Source organism: Paenibacillus sp. plas6, from assembly GCF_057221655.1.
Genome location: NZ_CM170151.1, coordinates 2,078,439 through 2,099,231 on the forward strand (window position 1 = coordinate 2,078,439; position 20,793 = coordinate 2,099,231).

The following is a 20,793-nucleotide window of genomic DNA, read 5'->3' on the forward strand; positions in this document are numbered from 1 at the left end:
TGGTTTAGATAGAATTTTGAAAAGTAACTTTTGCTTTCAAAAGGTTAAAAATGTAAGTAACTATTTGATTTATAAAATTTTAGGAGGGATTAAACAATGGGTTATGTAGCTAAGCATTATGATGTCATTGTCGTTGGAGCGGGACACGCTGGCTGCGAAGCAGCTCTTGCGGCTGCTCGAATGGGCTGTAATACGATGCTAATGACAATTAACTTAGATATGGTGGCGTTTATGCCATGTAATCCATCAATTGGTGGACCAGCCAAAGGACATGTTGTACGAGAAATTGATGCGCTAGGCGGAGAAATGGGTAGAAATATTGATAAAACCTTTATTCAAATGCGTATGCTTAATACGGGTAAAGGTCCTGCAGTTCATGCACTTCGTGCACAGGCTGATAAATTTATGTATCAGCATGAGATGAAAAAAACAATTGAATCTACGCCAAACTTGACATTGCGCCAAGGTATGGTTGAAGAATTAATTGTAGAGAATGGTCGTTGTGTAGGTGTTGTTTCTCAAACAGGAGCACGTTATTATGCTAAAGCGGTAGTTATTACAACTGGTACGTATTTGCGCGGAAAAATAATTATGGGTGAGCTAATGTACGAGAGCGGCCCTAACAATCAACAACCTTCAGTTAAGCTTGCAGCTAGTTTAAAAGAGCATGGCTTAGAGCTTATCCGTTTTAAAACAGGTACACCGCCACGGGTAAACGGTGAGACGATTGATTTTTCAAAAACCGAGATTCAACCTGGTGATGAAAATCCTAAGTTTTTCTCCTATGAAACAAAAAATAGAGAAGTGGAGCAAATTCCTTGCTGGTTAACATATACTTCTGAAGCGACACACAAAATTATTAATGATAATTTACATCGTGCACCAATGTTTTCAGGAGCAATTGAAGGAACAGGACCACGTTATTGTCCATCAATCGAGGATAAAATTGTTCGTTTTGCTGATAAGCCAAAACATCAAATTTTCCTTGAGCCAGAAGGTCGTAACACTTTGGAATACTATATTCAAGGATTGTCCACAAGTATGCCAGAGGATGTTCAGCTTGAAATGGTTCGTTCCGTGCCAGGGTTAGAAAATGCGCAAATGATGCGCAATGGTTATGCGATTGAATATGATGCGATTATTCCAACACAGCTATGGCCATCCCTAGAAACTAAAAAAATTGAAGGGTTGTTCACTGCTGGTCAAATTAATGGTACTTCCGGTTATGAGGAAGCGGCGGGACAAGGGATAATTGCAGGTATCAATGCAGCTCGCAAGGTTCAAGGCAAGGATCCAGTCATTATTGGTCGTGCAGATGGTTACATTGGCGTAATGATTGATGACCTTGTAACGAAAGGTACGAATGATCCGTATCGTTTGCTTACTTCTCGTGCAGAATATCGCTTACTTTTGCGTCATGATAATGCAGACTTACGCTTAACGCCGCTTGGCTATGAAATTGGTTTAATTTCAGAGGAGCGTTATCAAGCATTTTTGCGTAAAAAAGAGCTAGTTGAGCTAGAAATCCAACGTTTAAAAGATACTAAAATTAAGCCTTCTGATGTTAAGGATTTGCTCGATGAAGCAGGTTCTGCTGAGTTAACGCAAGGCGGCAGCATTATTCAATTGCTACGTCGTCCTGAAATAACTTACAACCAACTAGAAAAGCATTTCCCTTCTCCTTATGAATTAACTGAAGAAATGAAGGAACAGGTGGAAATTCAAATTAAATATGCTGGTTATATTGAAAAACAATTACAACAAGTAGAACGTTTAAACAAAATGGAACGTAAACGTATCCCTGAGGATATCGACTATAAAGAGGTAAAAGGATTAGCCAATGAAGCTATACAGAAACTAGAACTGGTTCGTCCACTTTCAATTGGGCAAGCTAGTCGAATTGGCGGGGTAACACCAGCTGATATTTCTGTTTTGCTTATTTACTTGGAGCATTATAATCGAGTAACGGCTGCGAGAGGTTCATAATGGATCAAACAATAGAATGGTTTACAAAGGAACTTGCTGTCCATCACATTACATTGTCGGAGCAGCAATTAGCGCAATTTGAACGCTACTATGAACTGCTTGTGGAATGGAATGAACGAATGAATCTTACAGGTATTACAGAACGTGATGCTGTTTATGAGAAGCATTTTTATGATTCTATTTCATTAGCGTTCTTTGTTGATATGAAACAAAAGCAAAATATAGCAGATATTGGTTCAGGAGCGGGTTTTCCTAGCATTCCATTAAAAATTGTATTTCCACATTTACAAGTTTTAATTGTAGACTCACTTAATAAGCGTATCGGTTTTCTTAACCATGTGATAGAGCAGTTAGGCTTGCAAGGGGTAACAGCCTTGCATGGACGAGCTGAAGATGTTGCGCGTATGGCACAATATCGTGATGCCTTCGATCTTGTGACAGCAAGAGCAGTTGCACGCTTAGCAGTGTTAAATGAATTTTGTTTGCCTTTTGTTAAGGTAGGCGGCGTATTTGCTAGTATGAAAGGTGCAAGCTTAAGTGAGGAATTGCAGGAGGCAAATTTCAGTATAAAAGAATTAAAGGGAAAGCTAGCTGGACAATATAAGCTCCACTTGCCAAATGAACAATCTGAACGTCATATTGTTTGTATTGATAAACTTGCTGCAACACCTAAAAAGTATCCACGTAAGCCAGGGATACCACTTAAGCAACCACTAATCAAATAATGTTTCACGTGAAACAACTAATCGCTATATTTTAAGCGGATTACGATGTATAATAGCAACTAACTATAGTTAGTTGCTTTTTTTTGATAGCTTAAAGCAGCAATATCAGCTGGATTTATAGTAAAATAGCAAAATAGAGAGTAATAAACTTATTTTTAATGCTAATCAAGTGCTGCCTATAAAATGGCTCGCATGAAGCTAGTTTTTGTTAAAGGACAAGAAATGTACTTGCGATATTATTGGTTTAGCTTTTATTGTTAATAACATGTAAACTATTAGTTGATTTACTGTCAAATTGTACATCTATTTGTTTTTGGTGAATGAGCAGGATTCTTGTAGCGCTAAGTCGAATTATTATATGTTCGTTGTTTGTAGCTTCTCGTCAAACAACATGAAAGTAATAGTTTACTTATACCTCTAAATAGTTTATTTGCTTTTTCATCACATAATGTAGGTGGTTATAGTTAATTATGAAGGATCATATTTCAAGATTGTTCGGATTTTCTGAACAGAAAAGCACGAATGAGGAAGTTAAACAAATACCGCTTAGTGAAATTGTGACGAGCCCATTCCAGCCAAGAACGATTTTTGATGATGAACGTATTGAAGAGCTATGCCAAACGATTCGAACACATGGGGTTATTCAACCTATCGTTGTTAGAATGCGTAACAATAAATATGAAATTATTGCAGGGGAGAGAAGATGGCGGGCCGTTTCTAAGCTTGGACATGAAACAATCCCTGCTATTGTGCGCGATTTCAACGATTCGCAAACTGCTTCAATTGCTTTAATCGAAAATCTGCAGCGTGAAAATTTAACGGCAATTGAGGAAGCCGTGGCATATCAACGATTGATTGAGCTACATAGTTTAACACAGGAGAGTCTTGCTCAACGTTTAGGCAAAAGTCAATCAACGATAGCTAATAAGCTGAGATTGCTAGTGCTGCCAGAACAGGTAAAACAGGCTTTAATGGAACGTAAAATAACAGAGCGACATGCAAGAGCCTTATTGTCGCTGGATTCAGAGGAATTGCAGCTTAAGGTGCTTGATGATGTAGTGAAATATGATTGGAATGTTAAGCAAACGGAAGCAAAAATTGCTTCCCTTAAAAATACGGAGAAACCTAAAAAAGCAAAACGGATTTCCTTTACAAAGGACGTAAGGCTTGCACTCAATACAATTCGTCAGTCGATAGAAATGGTTTCTAGCTCAGGACTTAAAATAAATACAAAAGAACAAGATCATGAAGATCATTACGAAATTGTCATTCATATTCCAAAAAACAAAAAGTAACTAACATGAGAACGGTAAATGAGCTGTTTCTGGCAACCCAGCAGCATTGCCACTTCTTCAATAGTTGTTAACATGAGGTGAGAAGGATGTCGAAAGTAATTGCGATTGCGAATCAAAAGGGCGGTGTAGGAAAAACCACGACTTCGGTCAATCTGTCTGCTTGTTTGGCGTCGCTAGGGAAAAGGGTGCTGCTGATTGATATTGATCCGCAAGGCAATACAACTAGCGGTCTCGGTATTAATAAAGGAGATGTTTCAAACTGTATCTATGACGTTTTAATTAACGATGTTCATCCTAAAGATACAATTCTTGAAACATCAATACCTGGCTTGAATATTATACCAGCAACTATTCAACTTGCAGGTGCAGAAATTGAATTGGTTCCTACCATTTCTCGTGAGCAGCGTTTAAAAAAAGCAATTTCACTTGTAAAGGATCAATACGATTATATTTTAATTGACTGCCCACCGTCTCTTGGAATACTTACGATCAATTCGCTAACTGCTTCTGACTCTGTACTCATTCCAATACAATGTGAATATTATGCGCTTGAAGGATTAAGTCAGTTATTGAATACGGTTCGTTTAGTTCAAAAGCACCTTAACACTACTTTGCAAATTGAAGGTGTATTGCTCACGATGCTAGATGCAAGAACGAATCTTGGATTGCAAGTCATAGAGGAAGTGAAGAAGTACTTTCAACAGAAGGTGTATCAAACCATTATTCCTCGAAACGTGCGCCTAAGTGAAGCTCCTTCACATGGTCTACCTATAATCTCATATGATCCCAAATCAAAAGGGGCAGAAGTGTATCTTGAACTAGCTAAGGAAGTGATTTCTCTTGAAAAGGTCTCTAGGTAAAGGACTCGATGCGCTGTTTCCTGTAGAAACGAAAGAGGAAGAAGTAATTCAAATTCCGCTTTCTGATATTCGTCCGAATCCATATCAACCAAGAAAAACATTTGATGATGCCAATATACGTGAACTAGCTGAATCCATTAAACAGCAAGGGATTATTCAACCAATTATTGTACGGAAAGTGCTTAGAGGATTCGAAATTGTTGCAGGAGAACGTCGCTATCGTGCCTCACAATTGTGCGGGAATGAACGAATTCCTGCTGTAGTAAGAGAGTTAACTGATTCTCAAGTTATGGAAATGGCATTAATTGAAAATTTGCAACGTGAGGACTTAAATGCGATTGAAACAGCTCTTGCATATGAATCATTAATTAATAAATTTAATTTAACGCAAGAAGAGTTATCGTTAAAAGTGGGGAAATCGCGTTCTCATATAGCAAACTTTCTTCGTCTGTTAACATTGCCAGAAGATATCAAAGATTATGTTTCACGTGGAACACTATCAATGGGTCATGCAAGAGCAATTGTAGGAGTTAAGGATGAAAAAGTACAACTTCAGCTAGCAAAACAATGTATTGAGGGACAATGGAGCGTACGTGAGCTTGAGGATGAAGTTAATAAGCTGTCTACGCGTAAACCAGTACAGAAGAAAAAAGAAAAAGTAAAAAAACGTGATCCTTTTATAGAAAGTGTGGAAGCAACTCTACGTGAGAAATTTCAGACAGGTGTTAAAATAAAAGCATCAAAACATAAAGGGAAAATTGAATTGGAGTATTATAATAAGCAAGATTTAGAACGGTTATTAGAGCTGCTTCAAGGCTAACTACAAGTGATATTGAAATATGGCACATCTAAGTTGTAATCTTTTTATGAAAGGATTAAACTTAAATGTGCCATTGTTTATTTGGGGGGATACCATTTGCCAAAGACTGAAAACTATATATATTTGGATCATGCTGCAACGTCTTGGCCAAAGCCTAAAGAAGTTATAGAAGCAGTGAACAATGCGATGCTTCATGATAGTGCTAATCCTGGTCGAGGAAGTCATGCAATGGCTGTTCGTGCCAGTCGTATCTTGTTCGATGGAAGAAAAAAAATAGCTAAGCTTCTAAACATTAAAAATCCTAATGACATTGCTTTTACTTATAACACGACGATGGCTTTAAATATGGCGATTAAAGGATATTTAAGAGAGGGTGATCACGTTATTGCCAGCTCTGTTGAGCATAACTCAGTAAGAAGACCGTTACACCAACTAGAGCAACAAGGTGTTGAAGTAACTTATATTGATGCAGATGAGCAAGGCAATTATCAGCTTGATCAATTATCAGCAAATATGAAGCGCAATACGAAGTTAGTTATTGTCAATCATAGCTCTAATTTGTTAGGAACGATTATGCCGATTGCCGAAATAAGCGAAATTACACATAAATTCGGTGCTAGATTATTAGTTGATGGTGCACAAAGTGTAGGGATTCTTCCAATTGATGTTGAAAAGCTAGGGATCGATATGCTTGCTTTTCCAGGACATAAGGGCTTGCTAGGTCCACAAGGAACAGGCGGTCTATATATATCGCCTGAAATTGAATTAGAGCCGCTCTTGCAAGGCGGGACAGGCAGTCAATCCGAGTCACCCGAACAACCTTTAGTAAGACCAGATCGATATGAAGCAGGTACGCAAAACACTGCTGGTATAGCAGGTCTGGCAGCAGGCGTTCAATACGTATTTAATATAGGGGTAGAAAACATATATAGACATGAGTTTGAGCTGTCTCAGCGCCTTCTAAAAGGGCTGCAGGAACTGGATAAAGTAAAATGCCTAGGTCCAGAGCTCGGACAACCTAGAACTGGGATAGTCTCATTTTATGTCGATAATATTGATCCAGCGGAGATGGCATTTATACTTGATCAGCATTATGGCATTGCTGTTCGTTCAGGCTTTCATTGCACGCCTACCGCTCATTTTGCTGCAGGGACGAGTGAACGTGGGGCAGTTAGAGTAAGTGTAGGATATAGTACAACAGAAGCAGAGATTGACGCATGTATTGATGCAGTGAAAGAAATTATTGAGCAGTATTAGGGTAAGCTAAAAAGGTGAGAAGCGCTTATTGCTAAACAGCCTTGGCCCTGCGATTATTTTGCAGTCGCAATTTTATAAAGAAGAGTAAGCTATTAACTTTGTTAAGCATTAAAGGAGAGAATTCCAGTGCAATTTATTCAGGAATATTTGGAGTATATCATTATCGCATTAATCGCAATTGTTGTTATTCAGGCTATCGCTGTTATGTCATTAAGCAGTAAGTTAAAAAAGCTTGGACGTTCTTATAAAGCAATGATGGGAGAAACAGGGGTAGATAATCTGCAGGATGTTATTATCAGCATTCAGCAGGAAATTGGACAACATCAACAAAAAATTGAGGAAACCGGCAAAAATGTAGAAGCGTTGCAGCAGCTCTTACCGCTGCAAAAAAGCAAAGTTGCAATTCATCGCTACAACGCTTTTTCAGATTTGGGCAGTGACTTAAGCTTTTCACTTGCGATCATTAATGAGCAAAAAGACGGTGTTGTATTAACAAGCATTCATAGCAGAGAAGGGATGTATTTGTATGGCAAACCGGTTGAAGGAGGCCAGTCCAAATATTCACTTACTCCAGAAGAACGCAAAGTGATCGAAGAAGCAAAATAGCTGCAATTAATTACTGCGTGTCAAAGCAGAGGATTCATTTTGCTGAATACTGCGAATATGACGAACTACCGCATAATATAGGCATTGCGAAATAATATCAGACATGGAAATGACAAGGTGTAAACGAGTGTTTTGTAATACAAAATACTCCATGAATCCACCTACATTTACGATGCCAGTAATGTGCATGTCGCCAACTGGAGGAAGCTCTTTATTTACACCAGCACCTGGACGCACAGGTCCGATCCCAGCTTGAATGCAGCCTACGCTTGATGCCTGACCTAAGCAAGCATCAATGCCTATAATAAATGGATTAGTAAATTGCTGCTGTACATGCTCTAAAGTTTCACTCAGGTTTAGAGCATGTACAGGCTCTGCAATCGTTCCATATACATGCATAAAGCTAGATCGATATTTTTCTAATGCAGAGCCAACTAAAGGACCTAATGAATCACCAGTTGAACGATCAGTTCCAATACAAATAACGACTATTTCTTGATTCGGCAGGGCAAACTTTAAAAGATTTGTTAGCTCTTGCTGCAGCACAGTGCGAATTAACGGAGCATTATATAAAATTTTAATAGACGGATAAGTGTTCATTGTTTCTTGTAAGTTTCCTTTCTTGAAACAAAATATATTATCAGTATGTAGCGAAAATAAAGATCTTATACTCTTAAGTGAGTAGGGAAGGGGGCTAAAATAATCATGAATGAGCTGATGTTGATTGCATTTGATTCTACGCAGCAAGCGTTGCGAGCAGAAATGTTATTAGAATATAAAGATGTCGATATTGATATTTGCCCTACTCCCAAAGAAATAACTGCTGGGTGTGCATTATCCATTCACTTTCCAGCCGATAGTTTTGCACTGGTGAAAGATATTATTATTTCTGAGCATGTAGAAATTCGTGGTATATTTCAAAAACAAGATCTAGCTTATATTCAAGTGTGGTAAGGACTAAGAAAGGTTGCAGCGATTCATGTGGACGAAATGGCTAGAGAACATTCAAGCGTTATTTACTAACGAAAAATTTTGGAGCGGTATCGGCTTACATATCGTACGAATAGCATTAATAATTATTATTGGTAAATTGCTCGTATGGATTCTTCATAAATCTATTAATAAGATTGTGCTTGAACAGATGAATGTTAGGCATGCTAATCAACAACGAAGAATTACAACGATAGGCAAGCTGTTAAAAAATATCATTTCATATACTGTTTATTTTGTAATTAGCTTATTAGTACTTTCAGAAATCGGAATATCTCTTGGACCATTGCTTGCTGGTGCCGGTATTGCAGGTATAGCCATTGGTTTTGGTGCACAAAGTCTCGTTAAAGACGTCATTACTGGATTTTTTATTATATTGGAAGACCAATTTGCAGTTGGAGATATAATATCTACTGGTAAGTTTAAGGGAAAAGTTGAAATGATAGGTCTTCGTACTACAAGAATTGTTAGTGATAAGGGAGAAGTACATATTATCCCTAATAGTTTAATTACGGAAATTACAAATTATTCGTTAAAGCTGAATAAGGTAATCCTTGATATGAATATTGCATATCAAGGCAACTTGGACTATATTATGCAAGTCGTCAAGCATTGTGCAGAGACAATTGAACATGAAAAAATATTTGGAGAGCCTAAAGTTTTAGCAATTCCGCAATTTGATAAAGATGAAATAATAATGAGGGTAGAAGTTCAATGTCAGGCCACCTATGAAGAAGAGGTAAGACGATATATAAACGAGGCATTTAAATCCACATTAGAAAAACATGAGCTGCAAATGAAAGAAGAAGCGGATTAGGCTAGAAAGGAGTAGGAGGGGTTTATATGGAGCGAAAGCAATTCGAGCTTGGGGATATCGTACAAATGAAAAAAGTACATCCTTGTGGATCAAATGAAATGATCGTTATTCGCATGGGGATGGACATTCGTATGAAATGTGCAGGCTGTGGACATAGCATTTTATTACCTCGAGCTAAATTTGAAAAGAACATGAAAAAGGTTATCGGAAAGACTGAAATTACAGATATATTAAGGTTAAATGAGAATAAAAACGAATAACATTTGTGTAAGAAAATGTATAAGTCAAAATATTGAATAGCCTATAAGTCTATGTTATATTATTACATGTGCAAAAGGAGAAGTACCCAAGTGGTCATAAGGGGACTGACTCGAAATCAGTTAGGCGTGTCACAGCGTGCGTGGGTTCGAATCCCACCTTCTCCGCCATTCGTATTATAAATGCTAAATAGAATCGCAAGAAGCTCCTTTGTTTTCAAGGGAGCTTTTTTGTATCCTCAATTTTGCAAAACCATTTTCATAATCCTTCAATATCTCAATACCACTGTAAATATTCTCTCCTCCCTCTCTAACCTAAACGAAGCATCAAGGGATTTCACCGATTTTACTGAAAAAATTTCCATATTTTATACCTAACAGCATCGAATGGAATCCTATTGATGAGCAATCTATGCTTAATAACACAATGAAATAATGTGATATTGAAATTAATAGTCATTGGGATATAAACTAACCAATTTGAGAGAATACCTACAAAAAATGTGAACTATATGTTAGTTGTGGAGGTAATTACTAATAAAAAGTATATATTTTCATGAACATAGTATAAAGATAAGTAAAAATATTTGATATATAATTAAACCAAACTGAAAAATTACATTTTAAGTTATATTTATTAACATGTAACTCATTTTTATGATAGCAAACATTTAATTTTAACAACAACTTAACATCAAAAAGTTATTAATCTGATGCTTTAGCTTCACAACAGGGGATGATAAGGATGCAGAACATCCATTCAGAGGGATTCACAGTAGGTTCTTTGCTTGAGGTTCCTAGCCTCAAAGACGCTGTTTTAGTAGGCGGAAATGTAGGGTTAAATAATGTAATAACAAAAGTAAATATAATGGAAATGCCTGAGCTGGCAGAGTGGGCGAGTACTGGTGAGGTGGTTATGACGACCAGTAACTTATTTAGGGAGAATCCCGAGCAGTTAGTATTACTTATTGAGCAGCTTGCTGCTAAAGGAATTGCTGCACTGGGAGTAAAGCCTAAACCTTTGTTTTCTGAACTTTCACCACAAGTTATAGAAGTTGCCAATCAGCTTGGACTTCCGCTAATTGAATTGCCTTCAAATATAGCGATAACTGATCTTGTTCATGAAATAATGGAGAGAATGCTTGCAACAGAAGCGAAATCTTTAATGATTTTACAAAGCAGAGTTCAGAAACTGTCGCAAGTTTTATTAAATGGAGGCAATATTGAACGATTTATGACTCATTTATATGAGATGATTAATAATCCAGTTCTATTGATTGAGGATGATGGTGGATCAATTGCTCCGCCAGAATTGGACAGTTTAAATCATTTAGTAATTGATAGTGAATGGTTTAAGGCACATGGTGCGAAGAGAATAGATAATGCTGTCATTACAATTAATGAAAAAGTGTTTCCTATTCACTCATTTCATATTTCAGGAGATAGCGGCTATCAGTTAGTTGTCGTTGAGCAGCACAGTTCATTATGTACAGTCGATACGTTAACCTTAAACTGGGCAACACGATTGCTTGAATTTGAAATAAATAACATGCAAGTACGTAAAAACATTGAAGCTAAATATTTGGAGCACTTCGTTCAAGATTGGATGATTGGAAAAATTCCCTCTAAGCAGGATTTACAGCGAAGAGCAGAGGCTTGCGGATGGTTACTTCAATGTAATAGCGCTTATATGGTTGGCAGTGTATCCTTTTGGAAGGAAAAACCTAATAATAAGGAACTGCAGCATATTGCCAAGCAATTGAATAGCAACATCACTTACTTATTAGATGCAAATATTTTTTGGACGATATTAGAGGATGAACTTGTATGTCTAATCTCCCATCAAGGTGGACGTTGGAAAGAGCAACAGTATAAGGAACTTACGAAGCAAATGATTCATTGCTTAACTAAGCAAATTAATCATAGACAAGTGACGCTTTGTGTAAGTAAAGTTGTTTCAATGGCTACTGAAGTAGAGGCGGCATATCGTGAGACAAAACGCGTCATGGAAATTCGAAAAGTATATCGTTCGGAGGAAGATGTTCTTCATTATAATGAGTTAGGAGTATATTTGCTTTTGTATCGAATGCAGGGCACATCTGAGCTGGAGGAGTTTAAACAGATATATCTTTATCCCCTACTTGAACTTGAACGAAAGCAGCAAGGGGCTTTGTTAATGACGCTTGCAACGTATTTTGCATGTAATTGCAATGCTAAGGAAACCGCTCAAAAATTGTACGTGCATTATAATACAGTAAATTATCGTTTGGAACGAATTCGTGATGAGCTGCAATTACGTCTAGATGATCCAGAAGTAAAGCTGCTATTACAGTTGGCAATTAAAACTTATCATATGCAGCAACAGCAATAACGTATATTTGAGCAGTTGCTTATTTTATTGTAGAGGATGAATAGGAAAAGCCCTGTCCAGTAATCAAGGATCATGGACAGGGCTTTTTTGACGGTGTTGATTAGTTAAGCAATGGATCATTGTAAAGCAAAGTACGAAACAAGATAGCAAAAGCTATTTATTCGTATTCAACTGCACCGATAACGGTTTGCGAAGTTATTCTTTGCTGCAATTTACTGCATGATTCAAGCTTTCTGTTGCAACTATCGAAGTACAACGGAACCACACCTCTCTTCACCGTCACTAACTATTATGGATCAAAGCTTTGTATCTTATACATTGTAAATGAAAAATAATTCAGTGTCTCAAAATGTAATGAAATACGAAACGAAAAGGGTTAAGGCGCTCCTAATTTGTATATTAAATATAGAAAATATGGATTTGCTTCCAATACAATTAGGATAATAAAGCTATCCTTTTCTTGCTATTCCTTTAATAGTCTGATATAATTTTCAGGTGCGAGTGAACAAACTCGCTTTTTTTCCTTGCTCCATTTTCATGGGGCCGTAAGTCCAAAAGGAGGTGAAAGAAAATGCGCAAATATGAAGCGATGTACATCATTCGTCCGGAAATTGAACAGGAAGCTGTTCAAGCTCTAGTTGAGAAGTTCAATGCTGTTATCTCTAACGGTGGCGGTGAGGTTACTAAAACTGACATTCTTGGCAAACGTCGTCTTGCGTATGAAATCAACAAGGTTCGTGAAGGTCAATACGTACTAGTACAATTTACAGCTCCTGCTGAAGTTGTTGCTGAGCTTGACCGTGTCATGAAAATTGCCGATGAGGTAATTCGCGTGTTGATCGTAAAAGACGTAGCGTAAGAATGTTGAAGGTGTTTCGATTGGGAGGTCGTATAGATGTTGAATCGTGTCATTTTGATCGGTAGGTTGACAAGAGATCCAGAGCTTCGCTATACCCCCACTGGCGTTGCAGTAACTCAATTTACAATTGCTGTTGATCGTCCGTTTTCTGGAAGTAATGGTGAGCGTGAAACAGATTTTATTCCAGTTGTAACATGGCGTCAATTAGCAGAGACTTGTGCAAATTACTTGCGCAAAGGTCGTTTAACTGCTGTTGAAGGTCGTATTCAAGTAAGAAATTACGAGAATAACGAAGGCAAGCGTGTTTATGTAACTGAAGTAATTGCTGACAATGTTCGCTTTCTGGAATCAAATCGTGAGCAGCGTGATGAAAGTTACGGCACAAGTGGTGATAGTGGGTATTTAGCAGGTAATGGAGGTTATGCTAGCAGTCGACCGTCACAACCGTCACGAAGCAATGTCGATCCATTTAAGGATGATGGACGCCCAATTGATATTTCTGAGGACGATTTACCGTTTTAATACAAGAGAAACATAAGTTGAATTTCTAACGAAAGGATGGGTAATCATGAGCTTCAAAAAAGAAAGCGGAGAAGATCGCGGCGAGCGTAAATTTGTTCGTAAAGGCGGACGTAATAAACGTCGTAAAGTTTGTTACTTCACTGTAAACAAAATTACGCACATCGATTATAAAGATACAGAATTGCTTAAAAAGTTCATCAGCGAGCGCGGTAAAATTTTACCACGTCGCGTAACTGGTACAAGCGCGAAGTATCAACGTATGCTAACAATTGCGATTAAACGTGCTCGTCAAATCGCATTGCTTCCATACACTACTGAATAGTAGTCATATATGTTTGAAAAAATAGGAGGAGCCTGTCACCAAGGGCTCCTCCTGTTTTTTTATCAGGATGTTTATAAATTGCTCTAAATGCTTACGAAGAGCAAGGGGGGATTGAAGATGGAATATATATTAGCACTAATTGTAATTATTTTATTTACAAAAGTAGCAGGTCATCTATCGGTAATGATTGGTCAACCTTCGGTGCTTGGTAAGCTAATTGCAGGGATAGTACTGGGACCAGCACTTTTAAACTGGATTCAGCCAACGGAATTTATTGATCAGTTTGCAGAAATTGGTGTGCTGCTTCTTATGTTTATAGCAGGATTGGAAACAGATCTACAGCAGTTAAAGGAAAACTGGAAATCTGCTGTTGCGGTAGCATTTGGTGGAGTCATCTTGCCGCTATTTGGCGGATATAGTTTATCAATTGCTCTTGGTTTGCCGGAAACTGAAGCATGGTTTATGGGGCTGTTGCTTTGTGCTACCAGCGTCAGTATTTCTGTGCAGGCACTTAAGGAAATGAATCAGTTAAGCTCTCGTGAAGGCACAACAATTTTAGGTGCAGCAGTAGTTGATGATATTGTTGTCGTTATCTTGCTTGCTTTTATGATCAGCTTCTTAGGAGTTGGCGGTGGAGATGTATCACTTCCTTTAGTAATTGGAAAGAAGGTCATTTTCTTTGCAGTGATTATTGCAGTAAGTATTTGGCTTGTGCCGCTGTTGATGAAGTTGGCTTCAAAGTTAAAGGTTACAGAAGCTGTTACGAGTGGAGCAATAGTCATTTGTCTAGGTTTTGCCTATTTTGCTGAATGGTTAGGGGTAGCGGGAATTATTGGTTCCTTTGCCGCGGGCCTTGCAATTTCTCAAACAAATTTTATTAAAGAAGTGGATCATCGTGTTGAATCGATAACGTATACGATATTTGTACCAGTGTTTTTTGTAAGTATCGGATTAAACATTACGTTTGACGGCTTAGGTGATCAAATATTATTTATGGTGTTGCTCACAATCGTTGCAATTATAACTAAGATTCTTGGTTGCGGGTTTGGCGCTAAAATTACAGGTTTTTCATATAAATCATCACTTATTATTGGAGCAGGCATGGTTTCGCGTGGTGAGGTTGCATTAATTATTGCCTCGATGGGACTATCATCAGGGTTGTTTCCACAAGAATACTTTACTTCCGTTGTGTTAGTAGTTATTATTACAACTTTAGTAACGCCGCCATTATTAAAAGCAATGTTTTCTCCAAATCAAATTAAGCAACATCATATTGAACACAGTAAAGAGATATAAAGTCAAAAAAGCTATTCAGATTATCAAATGATTGATTTCTGAATAGCTTTTTAATTTTTTACTTTACTGCTCGGTGCGTTTTGGTGAAATGGCTACTGTACAACGAGATACACAAATCAATCGATTTTGCTCATCGGTAATTTTTATTTCCCATACAGCACTGCGACGTCCCTTATGGAGCGGAATACCAGTGGCAGTAACGATTCCTTTAGTGGCGCTGCGCAAATGATTCGCATTAATTTCCATGCCCATGGCAACTTCGCGCTCTTGATCGATGCTAGCCCATGCACCGATACTAGCTACAGTTTCAGCTAAAGCAACAGATGCTCCGCCATGTAAATAACCAAACGGCTGCTTTGTGCGTTCATTAACTGGCATTGTACAAACAACTTTATCAGGAGATAGCTCCAATGTTTCAATACCAAGTGTTTCGATCAGAGTTCCCTTAATATTCATCATTTCCATGGCATATGTCACCTTATCGTTGTTATAGTTGAGTTAGTACATAATCAATAACAAAGCTAAATGTTAAAACAATACCAAAAATTGTGTTGAGCTTGCCCGTTGATTTCATAGCAGGCATCATTTCAAAAGCTGCTGTTTTTCCTTGGAATTGCTTATAAGCCTTAATCGCTTGAGGTACACTAAGCAAAACTAATAAAGCCCAAATCGTTGTATGTCCAAGCAATACAAGAACGATTGTCCATAAATAAGCTACTGTAAACATGGCTCCTAGAAATTGAACGGCGCGTGTTGGACCTAGCAAGATGGCAATCGTACGACGACCATGTTCTTTATCGCCTTCACGGTCACGAATATTGTTGGCCATATTAATTGAACCGATTAAAAACCCAACGCTAATCGAAACAAAAAAATGGCTCCAATTAAAGCTTAATGTTTGAATATAATAGGTAATCATAATGATCACAGGTCCCATAAAAAAGCCTGAAAACAGTTCGCCAAAAGGGGTGTATGCGATTGGTAATGGTCCAGCAGTATAAAAATAACCGACTGCCATACAAATAAGGCCGATTAATGCAATCCACCAACTGCTTGCATTACAAATGTATACACCGATTAATGTTGCAATTAAGTAAAACAGAAAAGCAAGATTTCGTACGAATTTAGGAGCGACTCCATCTCGGACAATCGTGCCGCCGATGCCAACAGAATCCTTATTATCGAGTCCTCGCACATAATCGTAATATTCATTGAACATATTGGTCGCGGCCTGAATCAGCAGCGAAGCGACTAGCATCATTACAAATAAAAATAGATGAATGTTTCCATCTGATAATGCCATAGCAGTACCTGTGAAAACAGGCACAAATGATGCCGTAAGTGTATGTGGTCGCATTAATCGCCACCATACATTACTTTGAACAGGTTGTAGTTCAGTTTGCATAATAACGCATCCTTACTTATATATAATGATTTTTTTATTAATTTGTCGTAAAGTTCATTATAAGTTTAGGGGAAGGAAACAGTTGTGTCAACGTTCTAAACATGGTAGAAAGTTGACGTTATGCAGGCAGGGGTGTATTCTTGAAAAAGATAAAACGGCAAGGTTATGACAAGGGTGAATAGCGTGGCTTATAGTAAGTTAAGCACGAATATGTACAATATAACAGTAGAAGGTAAAAGGCAAGTAGCACTGCATGGCAAGCAAGTTTTGCTTAGCTCGGTAATAGAAGTTAGTCGTACGGATTTACTGGCCTTTTTTTCTTACAATAATGATACGTATCGTGGTAATCGTTTTTATTGGTCTGAACCTGGACGGGCATTGACTTATGTTGGTTTAGGAAAGATCTTTACAATAGAAGAAAATAATCAGCATGAACGATTTCGCTATGTGGATGAGACATGGAATCAGATAGCGGCAACAGCTATAGTTGAAGGAGAGCGTTCACCATTTACAGGTCCGATATTATTCGGTGGCTTTTCCTTCGATCCTCATACGATTCGGTCGCAAAAGTGGAGCGATTTTGCTCATACTAGCTTTGCTGTGCCCAAATATATGCTTACAGCTTATGAGGGGCGATATTATTTAACAGCAAACCGTTTAATTGCTTCAGGGGAAGATAGCTTGACTATAAAACAGGATGATGAGGAACTTAATCAGCTTTTATCAGCTATCGAGACTGGTTTAGTACAGCAAAATACTTCTATTAAAGCAAAAACTAATCCGTTTATGCATGAAGAAATTGCTCCAGCAGATTGGATGAATGCAGTTAAAGAAGCAGCGTTTTCCATTCGCCAAGGTGAGTTGGAAAAGGTCGTTTTGGCTCGTTCTCTAATGTTGCAAAGCGAAGATGAATTAAGCATTGAGCTAATTCTGCAAAACTTACTTGAAGAGCAATTAGATACGTATGTATTTGCAATTGATAAAGCAAATAGTTGCTTTATTGGAGCGACTCCAGAGCGATTAATTAAGCATCAAGAGCAGCAATTGTTAACATTATCGCTTGCGGGATCAATTGGTCGGGGAAAAGATGCAGCAGAGGACGAGGAGCTGGCAAGCTTTTTGCGAAATGATGTAAAAAATTTACACGAGCATAAACTGGCAGTAGATATGATTAAATCAACAATGCTAGAGCTTTGTGAGCAGGTTGATGCTCCAGTTGCTCCTATCATTCGCAAGTTGAAGGATATTCAGCATTTAGCTACACCAATTTCAGGAGTAATTAAAGACGGTGTAACGTTGCTTCAAGCAGTTGAGGCGCTTCATCCAACCCCTGCGCTTGGCGGTATGCCGCGCGAATCAGCTATTGAAGCAATTAGAAGATTGGAGCAAATGGATCGCGGTTGGTATGCTGCTCCAATTGGCTGGATGAATATAGCCTCTGAAGGAGAATTTGCTGCAGCGATACGCTCCGCCTTGCTAGTTAAGGAAAAAGCGTATCTGTTTGCTGGATGTGGCATCGTCGGTGACTCTGATCCGATTAGTGAATATAAAGAAACAGCGCTTAAATTTAGACCAATGTTAAAAGCTTTGCAGGCAATGCCTGTAGAGCCTAAAGAATAGGAAGGTTCCCATAAGAAAGACAAAGTGATAGATTTAAGCAAATTATAAATGGAATGTGAAAGATAAGGCAGGCTAATTAGGCTGCCTTATTCTTACATTGTGGCAAGTAGTTGATTAATTATTTAATAGCAAATAAAAAGTGAAATGATGGACAACCAATTTGGTATTTGTAGGAGGAAATATGATGAGCAATGAGGGTGCAACGTTATATCTAAGTGCATTTGTAGACGAATTAGTACGGTCGGGACTGAAGCATATCGTTGTTAGCCCTGGCTCTCGCTCTACCCCTATCGCAGTATTAGCCGCTGAACATGCAGAGCTTAAGGTATGGATGCACATTGATGAAAGAAGCGCTGCTTTTTTTGCATTAGGGCTTGCAAAAAGCAGTGGTCAGCCTGTAGCATTGCTGTGTACTTCAGGAACAGCTGCGGCTAATTATTATCCGGCGATTGCAGAAGCAAATTTATCTCGAGTGCCTCTAGTGGTGCTAACTGCAGATCGTCCACATGAGCTAAGGGATGTTGGTGCACCACAAACAATTGATCAAATAGGAATGTATGGCAGTCATGTAAAATGGTTTATGGAAATGCCGTTGCCTGAAGCTAGCATTGCGATGATTCGTCATGCACGTGTAGTCGCAGCACGGTCAGTTATGACGGCAGCGATGGCTCCCGCTGGAGTAGTACATCTTAATTTTCCGTTACGTGAACCATTGCTTCCCGATCTATCTCATCCACAGTTATTTAATGCTGAACGACGAGCAGAAGGAGCAGCTTATACAGAAAGCGTTCAGACTCCAGCGGGAATTGCCAATGAGCAAGTACAAAACCTTGCGTCTGAGCTGGAACTAGCAGGGCGCGGTGTTATTGTAGTAGGGCCATGTGACGATCGAGCGCTTGCTGACAGTGTTGTGGCACTTGCTGAACTGCTCGGTTATCCGATTATTGCCGATCCGCTATCACAGCTTCGCAGCGGGGGACATAGCAAGCGAAACATTATTGACAGCTATGATTCATTTTTACGAATTGAGACAATCATTAATGAACTGCAGCCAAAGCTTTTCTTGAGATTTGGTGCAATGCCTGTTTCTAAACCGTTGTTATTATATATGAATAAGTATCCGCAGGCTAAACATATCGTTGTCGATGAAGGTGGCTGGCGAGATCCAACTTTGTTAGTCGGCAAGCGTATTACTGCGAATGCAGCCGTATTATGCAAGCAGCTAGTTGAATCGATCAATCAGAATCAGCAGCAAGAAAAAGATGGGGTTGAAGCAGCAAAAGCGGAGCAAGCAGCATGGCTAGAACGCTGGCAGTTGCTTCAGCATCGTTCTATCGAAGTATTAGATCAGGTTGCTTTCGAGCATCATAATGGAGAGCTATTTGAAGGAGCTGTTGTTAAGCAATTACAGCAGTTGATGAATGAAGGCAGCACTTTATTTATTGGAAACTCGATGCCGATTCGTGACGTGGACAGTTTCTGGCGCAGTGATAATAAAGGAATTACGCTGTATGCGAATCGTGGTGCTAACGGTATTGATGGAATTGTCTCGACTGCAATGGGAGTAAGTGCTATGAAGCAAGAAACAGTGCTATTGCTTGGCGATTTGTCATTCTATCATGATTTAAACGGTTTATTAGCAGCAAAGCTGCACCAGCTGGATATAACGATCGTTGTCATTAATAACGATGGTGGTGGAATATTTTCTTTCTTGCCACAGGCACAGTTGCCTCAGCATTTTGAAATGTTATTTGGCACTCCGCTTGGCTTAGACTTTTCCTATGCGGCTAAGCTTTACGGTGGAAACTTTCAGCGTGTTACCTGTTGGCAGCAATTTCAGCAAGTATTCCGCGAGGCACAAGCAAGCGGTGGACTGAACATTATTGAGCTACCAACGAAGCGGGATGTAAACTTAACGCTTCATCGCAATATTTGGCCAAAGCTTGCCAAGGCGTTGATGACGGAATGAAGCTCAATATTCGCGGACAACATTATGAAGTAAATATGGTTGGAGCAGGGGAACCGTTACTTTTGCTACACGGCTTCTCTGGCTCACAGGCACAATGGCAGCCTTTTGTCGAGCATTGGTCACGTTATTATAAATTGATTTTAATTGATATGCTAGGTCATGGTAGCTCAGCAGCTCCTGCCGAGGTTGAACGGTACCGAATGGAGCAGGTGACTATGGATTTAGCATTTTTACTGGATCAGCTTGGCATAGATACTTCTCATGTGTTAGGCTATTCCATGGGCGGGAGGATAGCTTTATCCTTTGCTATACAGTATCAAAGTAGAGTACGTTCATTAATATTAGAAAGCAGTTCGCCAGGACTGGCCACAGAAAAGGAAAGAGCAGAACGACAAGCTAGCGATCATCGTTTGGCAGAGCTAATTGAGCAGCGAGGAATTGAATGGTTTGCTGAGTATTGGGGAAGCCTACCTCTGTTTGCTACATTACAGCGCTTGCCGCAAAGCGAGCAGATAAAACTTCATCAATCGCGACTGAGTAATTCTGCTTTTGGTATAGCGCAAAGCTTGCGTGGAATTGGCACAGGGCAGCAATCATCTTGGTGGGACAAGCTTAGTGAGTTAAGCTTAAAGGTACTGCTCATTGCAGGAGAGCTTGATCAGAAATATTGCGGCATTGCTCAAGCGATGCATCAGCAATTACCAGGGAGTGAGCTAAAGCTTGTTCCCGATGCTGGACATAATGTTCATGTGGAGCAGCCGCATTTATTTGATACAATAGTATTAACATTTCTAGATAAGATAAGGAAGGTGTAAG

Annotated in this window: 21 protein-coding genes and 1 tRNA gene; 19 read left to right on the forward strand and 3 right to left on the reverse strand. The window is 38.8% G+C overall.

What is annotated here, in order from left to right; translation table 11 throughout:
- The first annotated feature begins 96 nt into the window (after window positions 1–96).
- From mnmG to AC2TDL_RS09375, 7 genes are all read left to right on the forward strand, one after another.
- Window positions 97–1,986: a tRNA uridine-5-carboxymethylaminomethyl(34) synthesis enzyme MnmG gene (gene mnmG, locus AC2TDL_RS09345; protein ID WP_484700609.1), complete on the forward strand. Its 1,890-nt coding sequence runs from the start codon at window positions 97–99 to the stop codon at window positions 1,984–1,986.
- Entirely contained in the window at window positions 1,986–2,711 is a 726-nt protein-coding gene (gene rsmG, locus AC2TDL_RS09350) for a 16S rRNA (guanine(527)-N(7))-methyltransferase RsmG (protein ID WP_484700610.1), read from the forward strand. Before mnmG ends, rsmG begins: the two co-directional genes overlap by 1 nt.
- Window positions 2,712–3,181: 470 nt before the next feature.
- Window positions 3,182–4,006 carry a nucleoid occlusion protein gene (noc, locus tag AC2TDL_RS09355; RefSeq protein ID WP_484700612.1) on the forward strand — a complete coding sequence of 275 codons (825 nt, stop codon included), beginning with the start codon at window positions 3,182–3,184 and terminating at the stop codon, window positions 4,004–4,006.
- 86 nt (window positions 4,007–4,092) lie between these two features.
- The gene (locus AC2TDL_RS09360; RefSeq protein ID WP_484700614.1) at window positions 4,093–4,866 is read left to right on the forward strand and encodes a ParA family protein; all 774 of its coding nucleotides are present in this window, start codon (window positions 4,093–4,095) and stop codon (window positions 4,864–4,866) included.
- On the forward strand, window positions 4,847–5,686 hold the full coding sequence (locus AC2TDL_RS09365) for a ParB/RepB/Spo0J family partition protein (RefSeq protein WP_484700616.1): 840 nt from the start codon (window positions 4,847–4,849) through the stop codon (window positions 5,684–5,686). The genes AC2TDL_RS09360 and AC2TDL_RS09365 overlap by 20 nt, the downstream gene beginning before the upstream one ends.
- 96 nt (window positions 5,687–5,782) lie before the next feature.
- Window positions 5,783–6,943: an aminotransferase class V-fold PLP-dependent enzyme gene (locus tag AC2TDL_RS09370; RefSeq protein ID WP_484700618.1), complete on the forward strand. Its 1,161-nt coding sequence runs from the start codon at window positions 5,783–5,785 to the stop codon at window positions 6,941–6,943.
- Window positions 6,944–7,069: 126 nt separating this feature from the next.
- Window positions 7,070–7,549, forward strand: coding sequence for a DUF4446 family protein (locus AC2TDL_RS09375; protein WP_484700620.1), 480 nt, complete (start codon window positions 7,070–7,072; stop codon window positions 7,547–7,549).
- A gap of 6 nt (window positions 7,550–7,555) precedes the next feature.
- Here the strand turns inward: AC2TDL_RS09375 and yyaC are convergent, their stop codons facing one another.
- Window positions 7,556–8,149, reverse strand: coding sequence for a spore protease YyaC (gene yyaC / locus AC2TDL_RS09380; protein WP_484700622.1), 594 nt, complete (start codon window positions 8,147–8,149; stop codon window positions 7,556–7,558).
- 105 nt (window positions 8,150–8,254) lie between these two features.
- On the opposite strand from yyaC, the gene AC2TDL_RS09385 reads away from it, so the two are divergent.
- The 9 genes from AC2TDL_RS09385 (at window position 8,255) to AC2TDL_RS09425 (ending at window position 14,983) form a co-directional block, all read left to right on the forward strand.
- Window positions 8,255–8,503 carry a putative Se/S carrier protein gene (locus AC2TDL_RS09385; RefSeq protein WP_484700626.1) on the forward strand — a complete coding sequence of 83 codons (249 nt, stop codon included), beginning with the start codon at window positions 8,255–8,257 and terminating at the stop codon, window positions 8,501–8,503.
- 25 nt (window positions 8,504–8,528) lie between these two features.
- Complete coding sequence (locus AC2TDL_RS09390) at window positions 8,529–9,356, forward strand: mechanosensitive ion channel family protein (protein ID WP_484700629.1); 828 nt, start codon at window positions 8,529–8,531, stop codon at window positions 9,354–9,356.
- Window positions 9,357–9,382: 26 nt separating this feature from the next.
- Entirely contained in the window at window positions 9,383–9,616 is a 234-nt protein-coding gene (locus AC2TDL_RS09395) for a DUF951 domain-containing protein (protein ID WP_484700632.1), read from the forward strand.
- 76 nt (window positions 9,617–9,692) lie between these two features.
- Window positions 9,693–9,784, forward strand: a tRNA-Ser gene (locus AC2TDL_RS09400).
- Window positions 9,785–10,358: 574 nt separating this feature from the next.
- The gene (locus tag AC2TDL_RS09405) at window positions 10,359–11,984 is read left to right on the forward strand and encodes a PucR family transcriptional regulator (protein WP_484700634.1); all 1,626 of its coding nucleotides are present in this window, start codon (window positions 10,359–10,361) and stop codon (window positions 11,982–11,984) included.
- Window positions 11,985–12,555: 571 nt separating this feature from the next.
- Window positions 12,556–12,843: a 30S ribosomal protein S6 gene (gene rpsF, locus AC2TDL_RS09410; RefSeq protein WP_484700637.1), complete on the forward strand. Its 288-nt coding sequence runs from the start codon at window positions 12,556–12,558 to the stop codon at window positions 12,841–12,843.
- 36 nt (window positions 12,844–12,879) lie between these two features.
- Entirely contained in the window at window positions 12,880–13,365 is a 486-nt protein-coding gene (gene ssb / locus AC2TDL_RS09415) for a single-stranded DNA-binding protein (RefSeq protein ID WP_484700640.1), read from the forward strand.
- Window positions 13,366–13,411: 46 nt separating this feature from the next.
- Window positions 13,412–13,687: a 30S ribosomal protein S18 gene (gene rpsR / locus AC2TDL_RS09420; protein WP_484700642.1), complete on the forward strand. Its 276-nt coding sequence runs from the start codon at window positions 13,412–13,414 to the stop codon at window positions 13,685–13,687.
- Window positions 13,688–13,804: 117 nt separating this feature from the next.
- Window positions 13,805–14,983: a cation:proton antiporter gene (locus AC2TDL_RS09425; protein ID WP_484700644.1), complete on the forward strand. Its 1,179-nt coding sequence runs from the start codon at window positions 13,805–13,807 to the stop codon at window positions 14,981–14,983.
- A gap of 63 nt (window positions 14,984–15,046) precedes the next feature.
- Here the strand turns inward: AC2TDL_RS09425 and AC2TDL_RS09430 are convergent, their stop codons facing one another.
- Both AC2TDL_RS09430 and AC2TDL_RS09435 read right to left on the reverse strand, forming a co-directional pair.
- Window positions 15,047–15,433: a hotdog fold thioesterase gene (locus AC2TDL_RS09430; protein WP_484701116.1), complete on the reverse strand. Its 387-nt coding sequence runs from the start codon at window positions 15,431–15,433 to the stop codon at window positions 15,047–15,049.
- A gap of 37 nt (window positions 15,434–15,470) precedes the next feature.
- On the reverse strand, window positions 15,471–16,388 hold the full coding sequence (locus AC2TDL_RS09435) for a 1,4-dihydroxy-2-naphthoate polyprenyltransferase (protein ID WP_484700646.1): 918 nt from the start codon (window positions 16,386–16,388) through the stop codon (window positions 15,471–15,473).
- 183 nt (window positions 16,389–16,571) lie between these two features.
- Here AC2TDL_RS09435 and AC2TDL_RS09440 point away from each other — a divergent pair, with 183 nt between their 5' ends.
- The 3 genes from AC2TDL_RS09440 to menH all read left to right on the forward strand — a co-directional run bounded on the left by AC2TDL_RS09440 (window position 16,572) and on the right by menH (window position 20,792).
- Window positions 16,572–18,008 carry an isochorismate synthase gene (locus tag AC2TDL_RS09440; RefSeq protein ID WP_484700648.1) on the forward strand — a complete coding sequence of 479 codons (1,437 nt, stop codon included), beginning with the start codon at window positions 16,572–16,574 and terminating at the stop codon, window positions 18,006–18,008.
- Window positions 18,009–18,189: 181 nt separating this feature from the next.
- The gene (gene menD, locus AC2TDL_RS09445; protein ID WP_484700650.1) at window positions 18,190–19,977 is read left to right on the forward strand and encodes a 2-succinyl-5-enolpyruvyl-6-hydroxy-3-cyclohexene-1-carboxylic-acid synthase; all 1,788 of its coding nucleotides are present in this window, start codon (window positions 18,190–18,192) and stop codon (window positions 19,975–19,977) included.
- Window positions 19,974–20,792: a 2-succinyl-6-hydroxy-2,4-cyclohexadiene-1-carboxylate synthase gene (gene menH / locus AC2TDL_RS09450; protein WP_484700652.1), complete on the forward strand. Its 819-nt coding sequence runs from the start codon at window positions 19,974–19,976 to the stop codon at window positions 20,790–20,792. Before menD ends, menH begins: the two co-directional genes overlap by 4 nt.
- Window position 20,793 lies beyond the last annotated feature (1 nt).